Origin of the sequence: Pseudovibrio denitrificans JCM 12308 (assembly GCF_001310815.1) — a bacterium.
GTDB classification, from domain to species: Bacteria; Pseudomonadota; Alphaproteobacteria; order Rhizobiales; family Stappiaceae; genus Pseudovibrio; species Pseudovibrio denitrificans.
On sequence record NZ_BAZK01000007.1, the window covers coordinates 122,251 to 138,440 of the forward strand.

Sequence of the window (16,190 nt, forward strand, 5' to 3'; positions counted from 1 at the left end):
GTGTTTTAGGTCCTATTTCAAGATCTAGGTCGCGACCTATCTTCGGAACTTCCATGGTTTCTGCAGGAAATCAAGGAGTTTGCAGATGGCAACCGGCAACGGCACAAAGGTACTTATAGCGATCGCAGTGATAGCAGTCGCGGCATATGCGATGGTCTCAACGGGAAGCGAAAGCACTCAGACGCTCTCGTCTCATCAGGTGGAAAAGGTCAGAATTACGGGTAGCAATTTTGGCCTTCGGATCGTCGGAGCAAATAGCTCAAAGGGGCCGATCCAACTCGAAACCAGTGATGCACGTGGATGCAGTTTGACGGCTGAAGCGACCCATCATGAGGATGGCAGCCTGGACATTCACTTCAAACGAAGAGGCTCCTGGCTCCTCGGTTGGTGTGACCCTTCAGCCGTTTTGAGACTGCCGAGACCTATGGATGTCAGCGTTGAAATGGATAAGTTGGCGGGTGACTTTGTTGGTCGGTTTGGAGAGTTTTCAGTCTCTGCCAATAAGTCTGTAATCTATTTCAAGGGAGATGTTTCCAGCTTCAATTTGGATGGTGAGATGGCAGCTGTCTATCTCAAATTCCCGGCGGATGTTCCTAAAGAGAACATCCGCATCAATGTCGAAAAGCTGATCTCCAACGTAGGTGTCATGCGTGGTTGGAGGCACGCCACAGATATCTTGCGAGAGATCTTTTAGGCTGGCTCAGTGACACCAGAAGTCCTGCTCTCTTTCCGCCAGGTGCTTGGGCTCTTTCCCGTCACACGTTGGAACTCGCGATTGAAGTTGGACTTGGTGGTGAAGCCAACTTCATAAATGATTGCGGTGATCGGAGTGTCTGTCGTCTCCAGAAGATGACAGGCCTCCGTCACACGAAATCCGTTGGTGTATTGAGGCAGGTTGATCTCCCGCACTGTGTTGACAGCTGTCGAAATCTGCCGGGCTGGGACACGCAGTTTCCGAGCCAGCTTGTCGAGAGACAGGTTCTCATCACGATAGAGATTTTCACTCCGCATCAGTTGGTCTAGCGCGTCCACCAGCTCAACTTGCTCCGGTGTAGCCGAGACCTTCTCCGCTTCATTCTGCGCTTCGGGTTGCTGCGAGACGGATGGCTTCCGGCTCATCAGAACCACGAGCGAGATCAGAGCAACCAACATGACGAGGTTCGCGGTGCCAACAATGGTCGCAGCATGGCTGCCTCTATTTAGGGCGAAGTCTGAGGCGACCGCAAGATCAACAAGCGCTGAGGTCGAGAACACAGCACCTGCGATGAGTTGGGCTTGACGTGTCGGGAACATCTGGTCGAGCGGCAGATGACTGGTCCACTCCCATTGCTTCACGGTTGCCGATCGGAAGAAGAGTGCACCGTATCCGAGATAGACAGCAACGCTGGTCAGGTCGATCAGGCTGGGAATGTTGAAGTTTGGTGCTACTACAAGAACGCCAAATGAAGCCGTTGTTGCACCTGCTGTCCAGCCAATGGCCTTTTTAGAAAATCGGTTGGTGAGTTGCAGGAAGGAAAGCCAAGTTGCTGGTGGAAGCAAAAGCGCTAATCCAGCAGTCGACCATGATGGCAATCCACCCATGCCCCACTTGATGCCAAGCAGAACGGATTGCAGAGCATAGAGGCAGATCGTCACCAGAAGCATTGGTGGCAGTTTGCGACCATACCCCGCAACAAGGCGTAGTAGGATGAAGCACAGAAACAGTGCGGTGAAAAAGGGAAGGGGTAAGCTCGGCACGCGCCAACTCCGGTTGCAGACAATGCTCTATATCTAATCTGTCTGCTGGAGGAGCGAAAGAGCACCCCTCACATCTTTTAGCGGCAGAGCTTTCTGGCAACGTTCAGTACGAACATCCAGAGGATCGCCTGCGCCCAGACAATGCCGATCAACTCCCAACTGATAGCTGGAACAAGGAAGCCAGATCGACAGATGACAACTGCGAGCAATTGCGTGGTGATAATTGCCATGAGCAATTTGGCGGAGGGTCGAGGTGCCTGCCAGAACCAGTGATCGTGCCTGCAGACGAACAGGAGCAAATGTCCGGCCACAACCAGCTGCAGGAACATGACGCTCTGCAGTTCTGCGGCTGGCACATCCAGCCAATGTCGTGCGGCCATCATGAGGATGAAGTTCTCGACAACGGATATGAGTCCGAGCACGGTTGCTGTGCGCAGCATGTTTCCGAGTTGCCATTCCATAGGCGCGGGTGCGGCCTCGGTGTTGTCGTAGGCAATGGTGATGATCGGGATATCATCGAGGAGTGCCAACATAACAATCATGATGGCTGTCAAAGGCACCTCTTCCAGCAACAGCACGCTGGCGGAAACGAACACCATCAGGTTGATAGTCATCGCCACGCGGTAGTCTACGTAGCTGATCATGCGCGCGAAGATCTTGCGTGCCTCGATCACTGCATCTGTAATGACGGAAAGACCCGGCAGAGTGAGGATCAGATCTGCTGCTGAACGGGCAGCATCTGTTGCGCCTGAAACGGCAATGCCCACATCCGCCTGCTTCAATGCGGGTGCATCGTTTACGCCGTCTCCTGTCATGGCAACGTAGTCGCCGGATTGTTGGAGCGCTTTCACGATGCCGTATTTGTGTTCTGGGAATACGCGTGCAAAGCCGTCTGCGTTGACGATCTCCTCGCGGATGTTGGCGGGCAGATTGTCCATGTCCTTGTTTTCGGAAAAGACCTGACTTGCGCTTTCCAGTGAAGTGCCCAGACCCAGCTGTCCTGCAATCTCCCTGCCAATAGCAACATCGTCACCTGTCACCATCTTAACGGTGATGCCCGCATTCTGAGTTTCTTCGATCACCGCTTTGGAGTCATCGCGTGGTGGGTCGTAGAGCGAAAGAATTCCCAGCAGCCGCAGCTCGTGTTGTTCGTTGGTTTTGGCGATGCCGAGGGCGCGGAGTCCCTTCGCTGCAAATTCATGCACGGCCTTGCTGGCTGCAGCCTTCTCTTCAGGCGCGTTGGCACAGAGATCGATCACCACCTGCGGAGCGCCCTTGATCACTTTGAATGCCCCGCGTGGACCGGAGACACCCGCTTCAGTTCTCTTGCTGACTGGGTCAAACGGTGTAAAGGTGTTCTGCTTGTAAAGTTCCAGGATGCCCCGTTCTGCCTTGCTGACAATCAGGTGGTCGATAACGTCCTTCTCGATTGTGCTGGAAGCAAGAGCAGCCATAACCACCAGCTCTTTCTCACTCGCAGCATCAAACAGAACTGGTTCGCCCAAAGTGAGTTCGTTTTTGGTGAGTGTCCCTGTTTTGTCCGAGCACAGCACATTCACGCCTGCGAGTTCTTCGATGGCCTGCAGATGAGAGACGATGGCTTTCTTTTTGGAAAGAGTGAGTGCGCCAAGGGCCATGGTGACTGAAAGCACGGCTGGCATGGCGACAGGGATTGAGGCGATGACCAGCACGAGCACCAGCTCGATGATGTCGAGAATGCTTTGTTGAAGATAGAGCTGTTTGACGATGATAAGCGCAGCAAGCAGAGCCGTGCCCAGAATAAGGAACTTGCCGATGCCCAGAACACTTTTCTGGAAATGTGAAATGTTGCCGGCGGACTGAACAAGCTTGGCTGTGTTGCCGAAGAACGTATTTCCCCCGGTCGCCGTCACCAAGGCCTGCATTGTGCCTTGTTTGATGATGGATCCTGAATAAGCCACATCCCCCACTTGTTTATCGACCGGAAGAGACTCGCCTGTGAGTGCTGCTTGATCGACGGCAAGGTACGGCCCACTCTCTAAAATGCAGTCAGCAGGAATGATGTCTCCGTTTTCCAGATTGATGATGTCGCCGGGCACGATGTCGGTTGCGGGAATGTCAGCCCACTTCCCGTCGCGCTTCACGCGGGCTTTCAGTGCATGGAGGATTTCAGCGCTGCCAGTGCATCAGCAGCTTTGCTGCTTTGAACGAACTCGATACCGGAGTTCAGAACCAGCATGAACAGAATGATGGTGAAATCAGCCCAGTGCTCAATGATTGCGGAAAGGATTGCTGCGATTTCGATGAGCCACGGGATTGGCCCCCAGAATGTCAGAAGCAGTTGGACCAGCTTGCTGGTTTTCTTCTCTTCCAGCGCATTGGGGCCGTATTGCTTCAGCCTGTTGGATGCGGTGGAACCAGTCAGCCCTTCGGGTGAGCTTTCCAGGCGTTTGAATTCATCAGCAAGATTGGGCTTATCCTGTTCAGCCATCAGGTCTTTCCATGCTCTGCACGTGCTTAACTAACCTATTCTCACCAGAGCGTGTAAACGGATGATGAGAGAGCGGGGGGCTTCTGCAAACCGTGGTTTCCTGATTACGAAGCTGCTTGCTCAAATTTGGTGCGTCTTGAGTACAGGGGAGGGGAGTTACACCTAGCGTTGTGGTTGCGCTCACTGTGTTTCCGTAACATACTCACGAGTATGTTTTGATTTGGGAGGGAAATCATGCGTGCTGTTGTTTGTTCGGAATACGGCCCACCAGAAGCGTTGCGGGTTGAAGATGTTGAACGCAAAGAGCCAAAGAAAGGACAAGTGCGGATTGCAGTGGAAGCTGCAGGCGTCAACTTTCCGGATACGCTGGTGATTGCAGGTAAGTACCAGATCAAGCCACCAATGCCATTCGTGCCAGGTGGAGAGGTCGCGGGTAGAATTGAAGCGGTTGGTGAAGGTGTGACGGACTTCGCGCCCGGTGACCCCGTTATGGCGCTTCTGCTGCAACAGGGCGGATATGCCGAAGAGGTTGTGGTGGATGCATCCGCCGTTATGAAGCGGCCAGAAACCATGTCAGCGCAAGTGGCAGCTGGTTTTACGATGACATACGGCACATCCATGCACGCTCTGAAGCAACGGGCACAGTTGCAACCGGGAGAGACGCTGCTTGTTCTCGGTGCTGGCGGTGGTGTTGGGCTGACAGCGGTTGAGATTGGCAAGATTATGGGTGCCAAAGTGATTGCGGCAGCCAGCTCTGCTGAAAAGCTGGAAGCGGCGCGCAAAGCTGGGGCGGATGAGCTGATCAACTACTCCACGCAGGATCTGAGGGAGCGCCTGAAAGAGATTGTCGGCAAGGCAGGCGTTGATGTGGTTTATGATCCAGTCGGTGGTGACCTCTTTGAACAGGCGCTGAGATCAACAGCCTGGAACGGTCGCGCATTGGTTGTAGGCTTTGCTGCTGGCGATATTCCCTCCATCCCGACTAACCTGCCCTTGCTCAAAGGATGCTCGGTCATGGGTGTGTTCTGGGGCGCATTCCGTATGAGAGAGCCAAGGAACGACCAGAATAACTTCTCAGAGCTGCTTAAATGGCTGCAGGAGGGCAAACTCAACCCAACTGTTAGTAGGAGCTATTCGCTTGAAGAAGCGCCTCAGGCGCTTCGAGACTTGATAGAAAGGCGCGTGGTTGGCAAAGTTGTTCTGGAAACGGGGAGGACTTGACGATGCAACCCAGATTTGCAGGAGAAACAGCGCTGATCACAGGTGCCGGCAGTGGCATCGGGCGTGCAACCGCCATTCGGCTGGCCGAGGAAGGTGCTGCTGTTGCATTAGTGGACCGCAACGAGGAGGGACTGGATGAAACCGCCTCGCTGCTTCCTGAAGGCTGCCGAGCGCGCATTTACGTCGTGGATGTCGCCGATGAGGAGGCCGTTGAAACCTGCGTGGAGGCCGTTGAAAACACCTTTGGCGGCATCAGTATCCTTTGCAACAATGCTGGCGTTATCTGCGAAGGTTCGTGGGGCGGCAGTCATGAAGACTTCGGCGACTGGCTCAAGGTTTACGAGGTGAATGTATTGGGTGCGATGCTATTTACCAAGTACACCCGCGAACAGCTCAAAGCTTCGGGCCGTGGTTCTATTGTGAATACTGCCTCAGTTGCGGGGATTCGCGCTGGCGCAGGTGGAAATGCCTATAGTGCCTCCAAAGCGGCGCTCATCAATTTCACGATGACATCGGCCTGTGATTTCGGTGAACATGGGGTGCGTGTGAATGCGGTTTGTCCCGGTCTGATTGAAACCGGAATGACAAAACCGGTGTTTGATCACGCCCGCAGTGTGGGCAAAGAGGACAAGCTCGGCTCTCGCGCAGAGCTGCGTCGGCACGGCGATCCTGCTGAAGTTGCAGCTACAATTGCATTTCTTGCCAGTAAGGATGCCAGCTTCATTACGGGGCAGGCATTGGCCGTGGACGGGGGTAACACATCCTCTCTCAACATGCCTGGAATGAAGATCTGATGAGTTGATTTGGTTAGCCAAAAAGAGAGAGCCAGTCTGCAACACCGGGCAATGCTGTTGCGGACTGGCTCTCGCTGATCCAAAGGGGTGGACCAGATAACTGCGATTATGAAGTTACTTTAGAAACAATCACAAGTAGAAATACGGATTATACAGTTAAAGACCCCGTCTTTTTAGCAGAAAGTCTATATGGTGAGCGCTATCACCGAGCATCTCTGTTAACACTCGGTCGCGTTTCATAAACAATCCGACATCAACTTCATCGGTCATACCGATTCCACCATGCATCTGCACCGCTTCTTCTGTCGCCAGTCGTGAAACCTTAGCAACCTTGGCTTTCGCTGCTCGGGTGAGTTCCTCAGCGCTATCTGAGGTTGTATCTATCGATCTCAGCGCGGCAGAGATGAGAGATGCTGTTTCTTCAATCTGGCAATAAAGGTCGGCCATTCTGTGCTGAAGTGCCTGAAACATGCCAATTGGAACACCAAATTGCTTGCGCTCATTCAGATAGGCTGTTGTGCGCTCTGCAACCTCTCTGGCAACTCCAAGTTGTTCTGAGGCAGAGATTGCGCGCCCAGACCGGAGTGTGGCTTCCAGCACCTCGGTACCTTTGTCGAGCGGGCAAAGCAGATCTTTGCCGTCCAGATGCAGATTGGTGATCTGGATGTTCGCCGCATTGCGGCTGTCCAGCATGGCATTGCGTTCAACGTCCACTTCAGCGGCACTTGGATCGACGAGGAAGAGGCAGGTCTCATCCCCACTCTTTGCAGCCACAATCAGGCGATCTGCATTGTATCCGTCAAACACCGCGCGTTTTCTGGCATTGAGGATGAAACCGTTCCCATCTGGTTCAGCAGTTGCCTTGATGCGGGAAGGATTGTGTTTTGCGCCTTCATCAATTGCCAAAGCCATGACAGCTTCGCCAGCTGCGATCTTCGGCCCCCATTCGCTCAGATGCTCGCCTCCTGCCTGACGCAGGGCAATTGCGCTCAAAACAGCGGTTGAGAGGAACGGGGAGGCTGTCAGGTTGCGGCCCATTTCTTCTGCCACAAGGCCTGCAGCGCGGTGGCCGAAATCATAACCGCCAGCCTCTTCCGGCAGAAGCATGCCGAACCAACCCATCTCGGCGAGAGTTTTATGGAGCTCCTGATTGAAGCGAGGGCTTCTTTCTGGTCACGCAGATCACGCAGCGCTTGCACCGGGGCGTTTTCTGACATGAAGCCAGCGGCGGAGTCCTTCAATAGGGTTTCTTCAGAGCTGAAAAGTTCCATGTTTTCTCTCCTTAACCCAGTGATGGCAGACGCAGAACTGCCTTTGAAATGATGGAAAGCATGATCTCGGAGGTACCACCCTCGATGCTGTTGCCCTTGGAGCGTAACCAGGAAGCTGACTGGTTGCCGATGCCGCTGTTCTCTTCTGGCCCAGACAGCGCTTCCAGCCCTCCAGCCTGTACAACGAGGCTCTGGCGGCGTTTGTTTAGTTCTGTGCCAAGATACTTCAGCTCCGCAGAACGGGCACCCAGCTGGTTGCCAGCGCGGTGAAAGTCCTTCGCAGCAGCCAAATGTGCGGTCAGAGCCATCTCATCGACGAGGAAGTCGCCAATATCGGCGCGAAGCAGCGGATCATCCAGCCGACCGGTTTCATCCAGACCAATCGATTCCACGGCGGTTTCATAAAGCCCCGCAGAACCGCCGAAGATCGCATCCAGATTGCTGACCATTTCGCGTTCGTGGGTCAGCAGGTACTTGGCGATTGTCCAGCCGTTGCCGCGCTCGTCGACCACGTTTTCCATGGGCACCTTCACTTCATCAAAGAAGGTTTCGCAGAAGGGAGAACTGCCAGAGATGAGGCGGATTGGCTTGGTGGAAACACCCTCGCTGGTCATATCAAACAGCAGGAAAGAGATGCCCTTGTGCTTCTTCGCGTCTGGCTCAGTACGCACCAGTGCAAAGATCCAGTCAGCTTTGTCGGCATAGGACGTCCAGATCTTTTGGCCGGAGACGAGGAAGTGATCGCCCATGTCCACGCCCTTGGTCTGGACGGAAGCCAGGTCGGAGCCGGACCCCGGTTCGGAGTAGCCCTGACACCAACGGATTTCACCGCGGGCGATCTTGGGCAAGTGCTCCAGTTTCTGCTCGTGGGAGCCGTATTTCAGCAGTGCAGGACCAAGCATCCAGATGCCAAAGCTTTCCAGCGGAGACATGGCGTCGATGCGCTTCATCTCTTCCTTGAGGATCTTGACCTCATCTCCGCTCAGACCGCCGCCGCCGTATTCTTTCGGCCAGCTTGGAACGGTCCAGCCGCGTTCGGCCATCCGCTCCAGCCACTGCTTTTGCGCTTCGGACTTGAACGTCCAGTTGCGGCCACCCCAACAGATGTCCTCTTCGGTGGTTACAGCTTTTCGCATGTCCTGAGGGCAGTTCTCTTCCAGCCAAGCCCTTGTTTCCATGCGGAATTCATCAAGCGATGTCATTGCGTTCTCCCTGTTTTGGAGTGCAGATGCAAAGAAAAGGAGAGCCGTAGCTCTCCTGCCCTATCAGATCTTTTCCTGAGTGTGTTTGCGCAGCTCTGAGCGACCAATGAAATTGCGATGCACGGCGTCCGGTCCATCCGCAAAGCGCAAGGTGCGCAGGTTCATCCAGTTGGTTGCCAATGGTGTGTCCTGCGAGATGCCCTGACCGCCAAACATCTGCATAGCCTCGTCAGTGACCTTCAGAGACATACGCGGCGCGACCACTTTGATCTGGCTGATCCAGAACGCAGCTTCACGGGCTGAGGCATTATCCATCATCCATGCGGCTTTCAGGCAGAGGAGGCGGGCCTGCTCGATCTCCATGCGGCATTCAGCGATGATGTCGAAGTTGGCACCCAGCTTGTAGAGCTGCTTGCCGAAAGCTTCGCGGTTGATAGAGCGCTTACACATCAGCTCTATTGCTTGTTCTGCCTGTCCAATTGCACGCATACAGTGGTGGATGCGGCCCGGCCCAAGGCGGCCTTGTGCAACTTCAAACCCGCGTCCTTCTTCCAGAAGCAGGTTCTCAACCGGCACACGCACATCTTCAAACCGCAAATGTAAGTGACCGTGTGGTGCATGGTCATGGCCAAACACCTGCATCGGGCGCAGCTTGGTGATGCCCGGTGTGTTGGCGTCCACCACGATCATGGAGTGCTGTTGGTGCTTGTTTCCATCTGTTGGGGTGTACACCATGGTGATGTAGACGGCACAGCGTGGATCACCGGCGCCGGAAGACCACCACTTCTCGCCGTTCAGCACATAATGATCGCCGTCACGCACGCAGGACATGCGGATGTTGGTGGCGTCAGAGGAGCCGTGGTCCGGCTCTGTCATCAGATAAGCAGAGCGGATTTCGCCGTTGAGCATGCGTTTCAGCCATGTCTCCTTCATGGCGTCAGAACCATAGCGCTCAAACACTTCCATATTGCCGGTGTCTGGGGCGTTGCAGTTGAATACTTCTGGTGCGAGGGGGGATTTGCCCATCTCCTCTGCCAGATACGCGTATTCAACGGTGCTAAGGCCATAACCACGCTCAGAGTCCGTCAGCCAGAAATTCCAGAGGCTTTTGGCGCGTGCGCTTGCCTTCAGGCTCTCCAGAATCTCTGTCTGCCGCGGAGTATGCTGCCAGCGGTCGCCCACGGGAATCTCATCATGGAACTCATCTTCAAGGGGCATGATTTCATCGCGAACCATGGCGCGCACTTGTTCAATCAGTGGTGCCACACGCGTGCTCACCCCAAGGTCCATAGCTGGACGTTCGGCTAATAAAGTGTCGCTCATCAATGACCCTCCCAAGACATTTGAGCTCTTTTATCCTTTCGCCGATGCGGGAAAAATCCGCTTAATATCAATAGGATGTGTGATTATGAGCTCCCACGCACAATCAGGATCCAAGGCTGGAGAGACAAAAGATATCTGCTAAAAATTTTGCTTTACAACTCTTGATATACGGAAACATACTAGTGAGTATGTTGTCAACTGCACGCGGCGAGGAGCACGCTTGACCATTGGTTTAAGGTTGCATCCCCCTAAATAATGGGTACCGGTTTTCGGTTGAGGATGCGCTACAGTCAGGTCACAGGAGATGCGGTGGCAGCTCGAAGAACACTATGGGAGGTAGGGTGTCTTCATGGGATATCTTGAGGAACTGTTTGGTGTTGCTGGCAAAACGGCGCTGGTAACAGGCGGTGGCACCGGCATTGGCCGCATGGTTGCAACAGCGCTGGCAGAAGGCGGAGCACGCGTTTTCATCTGCTCTCGCAAGCTGGATGTGGTTGAGAAAACTGCAGATGAAATTAATGCCAACCTGAAAGCCAACAATCCGGAAGCTGCCGGATCTGTTGAAGCATTTCAGGGGGATGTAGGCTCTGAGGAGGGTGTGCTTGCACTGGCTGAAGCAGTGCGTGAGCGGAGCCCGAAGCTGGACATTCTGGTCAACAACGCTGGCATCACCTGGGGCGAGCCACTGGGCTCTTTCCCTTACTTCGCGTGGAAGCGTGTGATGGATGTGAACGTGGCGGGCCTGTTCCACCTGACCCAGACCTTGCTGCCAGAACTGAAAGCCAGCGGACGTCCGGAAGATCCGGCTCGTGTGATCAATCTTGGCTCCGTAATGGGCTCTACCCCAATTGGGGACGGCGCATATTCATATTCCGCATCCAAAGCCGCAGTGCACCAGCTGACGCGAATTCTCGCCAAAGAGCTGGCGCATGAACACATCACGTTCAACGGCTTCGCACCGGGGCCGTTCCAATCCAACATGACAGCGTTTGCGACGGATACGGACGAGAAAGCTGCTCGTGTCGGCAAAGGCGTGCCTCTTGGGCGGATCGGCCACCCGGACGATATTGCAGGTGCAACACTGTTCCTGTGTGGCAAGGGCGGATCTTACGTGACGGGTGAGGTGATCCCACTGGATGGCGGCATTCACATTGCCACTGGCACAAACCTGTTTGGATAGGGAGAAGCCCTGTGGAACTGACAGTAGAAGAACTAGAGGCCCGTGTTGGCCAGCAGATTGGCTTGTCTGACTGGGTGGAAGTGGATCAGGAGATGATCTCCACCTTCGGCAAACTGACGTTTGATGAGCAGTTCATCCATATGGATCCCGAGCGTGCTAAGGCGGAAACCCCTTTTGGGGGAACCATCGCCCATGGGTTCCTTACGCTTTCACTCGCCAGCAAGTTCGCTATCGAATCCCTGCCGGATGTGAAAGGGCGGACCATGGGCATCAACTATGGTTTCAATAAAATCCGCTTTTTGCATCCCGTCGCCACTGGTAAACGCATTCGGGGACGTTTCACTCTGGATGGTCTGACCCGCAAGGGAGATGGGCAGATCCTCCAGGAGTTTGGTCTTTCAATAGAGATTGAGGGTGTTGAAAGCCCTGCGTTGGTCGCACAATGGCTGACTATGACGTTTTTTGAGGAGGTAGCTGCATGACGCAGGACACGATGAATTTTGCCGGTCAGGTAGCGATTATCACAGGTGCAGGCGGTGGGCTTGGCCGCCTTTATGCACTGGAGCTTGCTGCGCGCGGTGCTGCCGTGGTGGTGAATGATCTCGGCGGCTCGGTTGACGGCTCCGGCTCTTCCGCAACAGCGGCGGAGACGGTTGTTGAGGAGATCAAGGCAACGGGTGGCAGAGCAATTGCAAATGCTGCAGATGTGACGGATGAAGCTGCGGTCAATGCGATGGTTGCGGAAGCTGTCGAAGCCTTTGGCCGCGTTGATATTCTCATCAACAACGCTGGCATTCTGCGCGATAAGTCCTTTGCCAAGATGGAAATGGCCAACTGGAACAAGGTGGTAGATGTGCACCTCAACGGTGCAGCGCTCTGCACCAAGGCTGTCTGGAACGTGATGAAAGAGCAAGGCTATGGCCGTATCATCATGACCACCTCTCCCTCTGGTATCTATGGCAACTTCGGTCAGGCGAACTACGGCGCGGCAAAAGCAGGCCTGTGGGGCATGATGAATACGCTCGGCCTTGAAGGTGCCAAGAGCAACATTCACGTAAACTGCATCGCACCTTCTGCGGGCACGCGTATGACTGAAACCATCATGGATGCTGGCACGCTGAAGATGCTGGCGCCAGAAAACATCACTCCCGCTGTTGTGTTCCTGTGCTCTCAGGCTGCCCCAACCCGCAAAGTGCTTGTAGCTGCTGCTGGCACCTACACACTGGCTGAAATGGTGGAAACGCAAGGCATTCATCTGGCGGAGGGGGATCGCACGCCAGAGGCAATCGCTGCCAACTGGGGCCGGATTTCTGATCGCACGGATGCGGAACCAGTCAATAGCGCCATGGAGGGTGTCGCCAAGTTGGTTAAGGCAATGGCCAACGCCTGATTTCAGAGCAAAGTGAGAGCCTGACTGTTCACGGGACGGAGGAACTGTCAAGCTAGTGGATGTTTCATGGAGGAGGGAGCCCATGACGAACGCCTTGCATACATTGGAAAAACCAGCGCTTCAGGCTTACCTGCAGCAACACGTGCCGGAATTTGGTGAGCTTCTGGAAATTGAGAAGTTTCCGGGCGGACAATCCAATCCGACCTACAAACTGGTGACTTCCGACAAGACATACGTCATGCGCGCCAAGCCTCCGGGAAACCTGCTGAAGTCCGCACACATGGTGGATCGTGAGTATCAGGTGATGGCCGCGCTGGCAGACAGTGATGTACCGGTGCCTAAGGTCTACCACCTGTCGGAGGACGAATCTCCAATCGGTACCATGTTCTTCGTCATGGAGTACGTTGAGGGGCGTATCTTCTGGGATCCGGCATTGCCGGAATGTTCAAACGAAGAGCGTATGGCGATCTTTGCGGAGATGAACCGCGTGCTTGCAGCGCTGCATGATGTTTCTCCCAATGCTGTTGGTTTGATGGATTACGGCAAGCCGGGCAACTACTTCGCGCGGCAAACAGGGCGCTGGATCAAGCAGTACAAGGCTTCCGAGACCGTCAGCATTCCAGCCATGAACCGACTGATGGAATGGCTGGAAGCAAACATGGTGGAAGATGACGGTTCTTCCTCTCTGGTCCATGGGGATTACCGGCTCGACAACCTGATCTTCCATCCCACAGAACCTCGCATTGTTGCGGTGCTGGATTGGGAGCTCTCCACTCTTGGCCATCCTCTGGCGGACCTTGCCTATCAGTGCATGCAGTGGCGTTTGCCGTCCTTCAAAGGACTGCGGGGTCTTGCGGGACTGGATCGCGTTGCGCTCGGCATTCCGCTTGAAGAGGAGTACGTGCGCCAGTACTGTATGCGTCGAGGGCTCAGCGAAATTGAGAACTGGGAGTTCTATCTGGCGTTCTCCATGTTCCGATTAGCGGCTATTATTCAAGGGGTTGTGGCGCGTGCGGAAGCGGGCAATGCGTCCAATCCTGAAGCCGCAGATATGATGCGCAAAGCCGTTCCTCTCATCGCCACCATGGCCTGCGAGGTGATCGGCGAACTGGTGGAGTAAGCAATGAAACGATCCGGGCGTTGTATGTGTGGGGCGGTGTCTTACCAAATTGACGGCGACCCTGTGGTCACCGCGCAATGCCACTGCGAAGAGTGCCGCAGAACCAGCGGCACCGGTCATTCAGTCGGCGCTATGTTCCGTGTGGACCAGGTAAACATCTCCGGCGACCTGGGAGAATATGTCTACACCTCCGCCAACGGTTCGCAGGTCACCAAAGCGTTCTGCCCAAACTGCGGAAGCCCAATCTATGGCCGCAATACCAACGCGCCAGATCACATGACGTTGCCACTCGGTTCCATGGACAAAGCTGAAGATCTGGAAGTGCAAGTCGTCATCTTCAACCGCGACAAGCAACATTGGGACACTCTGCCAGAAACCACCGCGATTTTCGAAACCCAACCGGACTGGAAGCCTGAAAAGGCGTGAGTTAGTCTCTCAAAACAACAATGCCCGCCTAATTCGGGTTAGGCGGGCATGTTACGCAGAGCTCAATTGAGGTGCTTACTTCTCAAAGTAGAGCTGCTGCGGGTATGCGAGGCCAACGCCGCGTAACGCGTCGTCATGGACAAACCCCGCAGGGAAGTTCTTCAGATTGTTTTTGCGCACATAGATTGCTGGTGTTTCGCCCACCAGTCCAATGTGCCAAACGTTCTTGGTGTGAACGTCAACCATCTGTTTTGCATAGGCATTTGCTTCTTCCAGACTTGTTGCTGTCTGTGCTGAATCCCAAGCTGCCCAAACATCGCGGATCGCGTGATCCTTCGGTGGCTCTTCACCGGACTTGCCGTTGGAGTACCACCAGTTGAAGTAGTTCTGCGCAAAGCCGCCGCGACCGAGGAAACGAACCGGATCAGCGGTGATGACGGAAGAGCGATCGAACGTGTCGAGGATCATGTCGAAATCAGCGGTTTCAACATGCTGCTGGAACAAAGTCCGGTCGATAATGCGGACCAGCACTTCGATGCCCATGTCCTGCCAGTAAGTTCGCACCACTTCCAGCAGCTCACCCTGAATATCCCAGCGAGTCTCAAGTACGAAACTGAGGCGACGACCATCCGGCATCAGACGGAAACCATCGGAATCGTGTTCTGTCAGGCCGATTTCGTCCAGCAGAGCAGCAGCCCGCTCTGGATCATACTCTGTCCAGCGGCTTTCAGCGGTTTCATCATAGAATGGAGAACCGGAAATCGGGGAGGCCTGACGGGCTTCACCAAGGCCGGAGAACGCCAACTCGTTGATAGTTTCGCGATCTACGGAAACGTTAAGCGCTTCGCGGAAGCGAATGTCTTCAAACAAAGCCTGTTTGGTTGCATCTGCCGAATTCAGGTTCGGCATAATGCTCCATGTGAGCGCCTTGGTCCATTTCTCAATGGTGTAGTCGCCCTTGGCCTCGTTCTCCTTCAGGAGCGTGAAGTCAGCTACGTTGATGTGGCGGTTTTGTAGGTCGATCTCGCCTTGAATAGCCATGAAGTTGATGGCTTCCGGGTCCTGGAACAAGCGGTGCTCGATCTGATCGATATAAGGAAGCTGATTTCCTTCTGCATCCACGCCGTAATAGTAAGGGTTGCGCTCCATGACCACGGTGTCGGATGGCGGCGGTGTTTTCACCCGCCATGCAGTCAGGACCGGCATATCCGGATTGAACCACCAGGCCTGGATCTGGCCTTTGGAGTCCCAGAGATCGGTCCATTTCTTCGCACCATGTTTGGCAATAGCTGCGTCCAGCTTGGCCGGATCTGCGTGGGTTGGATGGTAGTCCTTGAGGTAGTGGAATGGTTCGATGAAGCCTGGACGATCAAGGCCCGGACGGCCCGTGCTTTCCTTGGCCAGAACGGTCAGGAACAGCGGGTATGGCTTTTCAAAAGAGACGGTGAAGGTGTAATCGTCGGCAAAAGACAGCTTCATTGGCACACCGTTGGAGGTGTACAGCGCCTTGATGGATGGCATCAGGTCTTCGTTGAGGAACACGTCCTCATACCAGAAGCGTACGTCACGAGTGGTGACAGGCGCGCCATCAGACCAGCGCAGACCTTCGCGGATTGTGAAGGTGAACTCGCGGGCATCTTCACTCACGGAGTATTCGCCGATCCAGCCCGGAACCAGAGACAGGTTCTTGTCGCCATCCATGTAGGTTTCCACCACACGCTCTTCCATGAGCTTGGTTGGTCCCCAGCGGTCACTTGGGCCTTTGAAAGCGCGCTTCAGGACACCGCCATAGGTGCCGATGCTGTCGTAGACCGGGATGACGCGTGGATTTTTCGGCAGGCGCTCTTCAACCGGTGGTAATTGACCGGCTTCGACCAGCTGCTTGAGCATTGGCGCTTCGCTGTAAGCCCAGCCATTGGCGGCCAGAAACGGCAGCGTCAAAGCAGCAATCGATGTGAGTGTAACGCTCTTCATCAAATTCTCCCCCCATCTCACGGCGGCTCACTCCTCAATGATCCAGCCATGAAATATTTATTGCGTGAGATCGGGAATCTCG

The 16,190-nt window shown here is 54.7% G+C and carries 15 protein-coding genes; 8 read left to right on the forward strand and 7 right to left on the reverse strand.

Translation table 11 applies throughout. The annotated features are described in order from the left end of the window. Window positions 1-85 precede the first annotated feature (85 nt). The gene (locus JCM12308_RS10685) at window positions 86-694 is read left to right on the forward strand and encodes a hypothetical protein (protein ID WP_054783700.1); all 609 of its coding nucleotides are present in this window, start codon (window positions 86-88) and stop codon (window positions 692-694) included. Here the strand turns inward: JCM12308_RS10685 and JCM12308_RS10690 are convergent. The 3 genes from JCM12308_RS10690 to JCM12308_RS29595 form a co-directional block, all read right to left on the reverse strand. Next, the gene (locus tag JCM12308_RS10690; protein ID WP_054783701.1) at window positions 691-1,737 is read right to left on the reverse strand and encodes a helix-turn-helix domain-containing protein; all 1,047 of its coding nucleotides are present in this window, start codon (window positions 1,735-1,737) and stop codon (window positions 691-693) included. The two genes, JCM12308_RS10685 and JCM12308_RS10690, sit on opposite strands and share 4 nt — an antisense overlap. A gap of 77 nt (window positions 1,738-1,814) precedes the next feature. Further along, a complete protein-coding gene (locus JCM12308_RS10695) occupies window positions 1,815-3,860 on the reverse strand; it encodes a plasma-membrane proton-efflux P-type ATPase (protein ID WP_208978442.1) in 2,046 nt (681 codons plus the stop codon). An 8-nt stretch (window positions 3,861-3,868) separates the two neighbouring features. Beyond that, window positions 3,869-4,207: a cation-transporting P-type ATPase gene (locus JCM12308_RS29595; RefSeq protein ID WP_208978443.1), complete on the reverse strand. Its 339-nt coding sequence runs from the start codon at window positions 4,205-4,207 to the stop codon at window positions 3,869-3,871. Between the two features lie 234 nt (window positions 4,208-4,441). Here JCM12308_RS29595 and JCM12308_RS10700 point away from each other — a divergent pair, with 234 nt between their 5' ends. Together JCM12308_RS10700 and JCM12308_RS10705 are read left to right on the forward strand one after the other, a co-directional pair. Further along, window positions 4,442-5,428 carry an NADPH:quinone oxidoreductase family protein gene (locus JCM12308_RS10700; protein ID WP_054783702.1) on the forward strand — a complete coding sequence of 329 codons (987 nt, stop codon included), beginning with the start codon at window positions 4,442-4,444 and terminating at the stop codon, window positions 5,426-5,428. Between the two features lie 2 nt (window positions 5,429-5,430). Then, the gene (locus JCM12308_RS10705; RefSeq protein WP_054783703.1) at window positions 5,431-6,222 is read left to right on the forward strand and encodes an SDR family NAD(P)-dependent oxidoreductase; all 792 of its coding nucleotides are present in this window, start codon (window positions 5,431-5,433) and stop codon (window positions 6,220-6,222) included. 156 nt (window positions 6,223-6,378) lie between these two features. Here JCM12308_RS10705 and JCM12308_RS10710 read toward each other — a convergent pair whose 3' ends face one another. The 3 genes from JCM12308_RS10710 to JCM12308_RS10720 form a co-directional block, all read right to left on the reverse strand. After that, window positions 6,379-7,344 carry an acyl-CoA dehydrogenase family protein gene (locus tag JCM12308_RS10710; RefSeq protein ID WP_244271876.1) on the reverse strand — a complete coding sequence of 322 codons (966 nt, stop codon included), beginning with the start codon at window positions 7,342-7,344 and terminating at the stop codon, window positions 6,379-6,381. A 160-nt stretch (window positions 7,345-7,504) separates the two neighbouring features. Beyond that, window positions 7,505-8,695, reverse strand: a complete 1,191-nt coding sequence (locus JCM12308_RS10715; RefSeq protein ID WP_054783704.1) for an acyl-CoA dehydrogenase family protein — start codon at window positions 8,693-8,695, stop codon at window positions 7,505-7,507. 63 nt (window positions 8,696-8,758) lie between these two features. Further along, window positions 8,759-10,018 (reverse strand): acyl-CoA dehydrogenase family protein, encoded by a 1,260-nt coding sequence (locus tag JCM12308_RS10720; RefSeq protein ID WP_244271877.1) that lies wholly within the window; start codon window positions 10,016-10,018, stop codon window positions 8,759-8,761. 349 nt (window positions 10,019-10,367) lie between these two features. On the opposite strand from JCM12308_RS10720, the gene JCM12308_RS10725 reads away from it, so the two are divergent. The 5 genes from JCM12308_RS10725 to JCM12308_RS10745 all read left to right on the forward strand — a co-directional run bounded on the left by JCM12308_RS10725 (window position 10,368) and on the right by JCM12308_RS10745 (window position 14,134). Further along, window positions 10,368-11,198: an SDR family oxidoreductase gene (locus JCM12308_RS10725; RefSeq protein WP_054783706.1), complete on the forward strand. Its 831-nt coding sequence runs from the start codon at window positions 10,368-10,370 to the stop codon at window positions 11,196-11,198. Window positions 11,199-11,209: 11 nt separating this feature from the next. Further along, window positions 11,210-11,680: a MaoC family dehydratase gene (locus JCM12308_RS10730; RefSeq protein ID WP_014284718.1), complete on the forward strand. Its 471-nt coding sequence runs from the start codon at window positions 11,210-11,212 to the stop codon at window positions 11,678-11,680. After that, window positions 11,677-12,588: an SDR family NAD(P)-dependent oxidoreductase gene (locus JCM12308_RS10735; protein ID WP_054783707.1), complete on the forward strand. Its 912-nt coding sequence runs from the start codon at window positions 11,677-11,679 to the stop codon at window positions 12,586-12,588. Before JCM12308_RS10730 ends, JCM12308_RS10735 begins: the two co-directional genes overlap by 4 nt. 82 nt (window positions 12,589-12,670) lie before the next feature. Further along, on the forward strand, window positions 12,671-13,708 hold the full coding sequence (locus tag JCM12308_RS10740; protein ID WP_008549427.1) for a phosphotransferase: 1,038 nt from the start codon (window positions 12,671-12,673) through the stop codon (window positions 13,706-13,708). A gap of 3 nt (window positions 13,709-13,711) precedes the next feature. Next, the gene (locus JCM12308_RS10745) at window positions 13,712-14,134 is read left to right on the forward strand and encodes a GFA family protein (RefSeq protein ID WP_208609186.1); all 423 of its coding nucleotides are present in this window, start codon (window positions 13,712-13,714) and stop codon (window positions 14,132-14,134) included. A 75-nt stretch (window positions 14,135-14,209) separates the two neighbouring features. Here JCM12308_RS10745 and JCM12308_RS10750 read toward each other — a convergent pair whose 3' ends face one another. Then, a complete protein-coding gene (locus tag JCM12308_RS10750) occupies window positions 14,210-16,108 on the reverse strand; it encodes an ABC transporter substrate-binding protein (RefSeq protein ID WP_054783709.1) in 1,899 nt (632 codons plus the stop codon). Window positions 16,109-16,190: the final 82 nt, after the last annotated feature.

Excerpts from the sequence above, each read along its gene's own strand:
- JCM12308_RS10685 (WP_054783700.1), top strand. The coding sequence starts at position 86 with ATGGCAACCGGCAACGGCACAAAGGTACTTATAGCGATCGCAGTGATA.
- JCM12308_RS29595 (WP_208978443.1), bottom strand. The coding sequence starts at position 4,207 with ATGGCTGAACAGGATAAGCCCAATCTTGCTGATGAATTCAAACGCCTG.
- JCM12308_RS10700 (WP_054783702.1), top strand. The coding sequence starts at position 4,442 with ATGCGTGCTGTTGTTTGTTCGGAATACGGCCCACCAGAAGCGTTGCGG.
- JCM12308_RS10705 (WP_054783703.1), top strand. The coding sequence starts at position 5,431 with ATGCAACCCAGATTTGCAGGAGAAACAGCGCTGATCACAGGTGCCGGC.
- JCM12308_RS10710 (WP_244271876.1), bottom strand. The coding sequence starts at position 7,344 with ATGGGTTGGTTCGGCATGCTTCTGCCGGAAGAGGCTGGCGGTTATGAT.
- JCM12308_RS10715 (WP_054783704.1), bottom strand. The coding sequence starts at position 8,695 with ATGACATCGCTTGATGAATTCCGCATGGAAACAAGGGCTTGGCTGGAA.
- JCM12308_RS10720 (WP_244271877.1), bottom strand. The coding sequence starts at position 10,018 with ATGAGCGACACTTTATTAGCCGAACGTCCAGCTATGGACCTTGGGGTG.
- JCM12308_RS10725 (WP_054783706.1), top strand. The coding sequence starts at position 10,368 with ATGGGATATCTTGAGGAACTGTTTGGTGTTGCTGGCAAAACGGCGCTG.
- JCM12308_RS10735 (WP_054783707.1), top strand. The coding sequence starts at position 11,677 with ATGACGCAGGACACGATGAATTTTGCCGGTCAGGTAGCGATTATCACA.
- JCM12308_RS10740 (WP_008549427.1), top strand. The coding sequence starts at position 12,671 with ATGACGAACGCCTTGCATACATTGGAAAAACCAGCGCTTCAGGCTTAC.
- JCM12308_RS10745 (WP_208609186.1), top strand. The coding sequence starts at position 13,712 with ATGAAACGATCCGGGCGTTGTATGTGTGGGGCGGTGTCTTACCAAATT.
- JCM12308_RS10750 (WP_054783709.1), bottom strand. The coding sequence starts at position 16,108 with ATGAAGAGCGTTACACTCACATCGATTGCTGCTTTGACGCTGCCGTTT.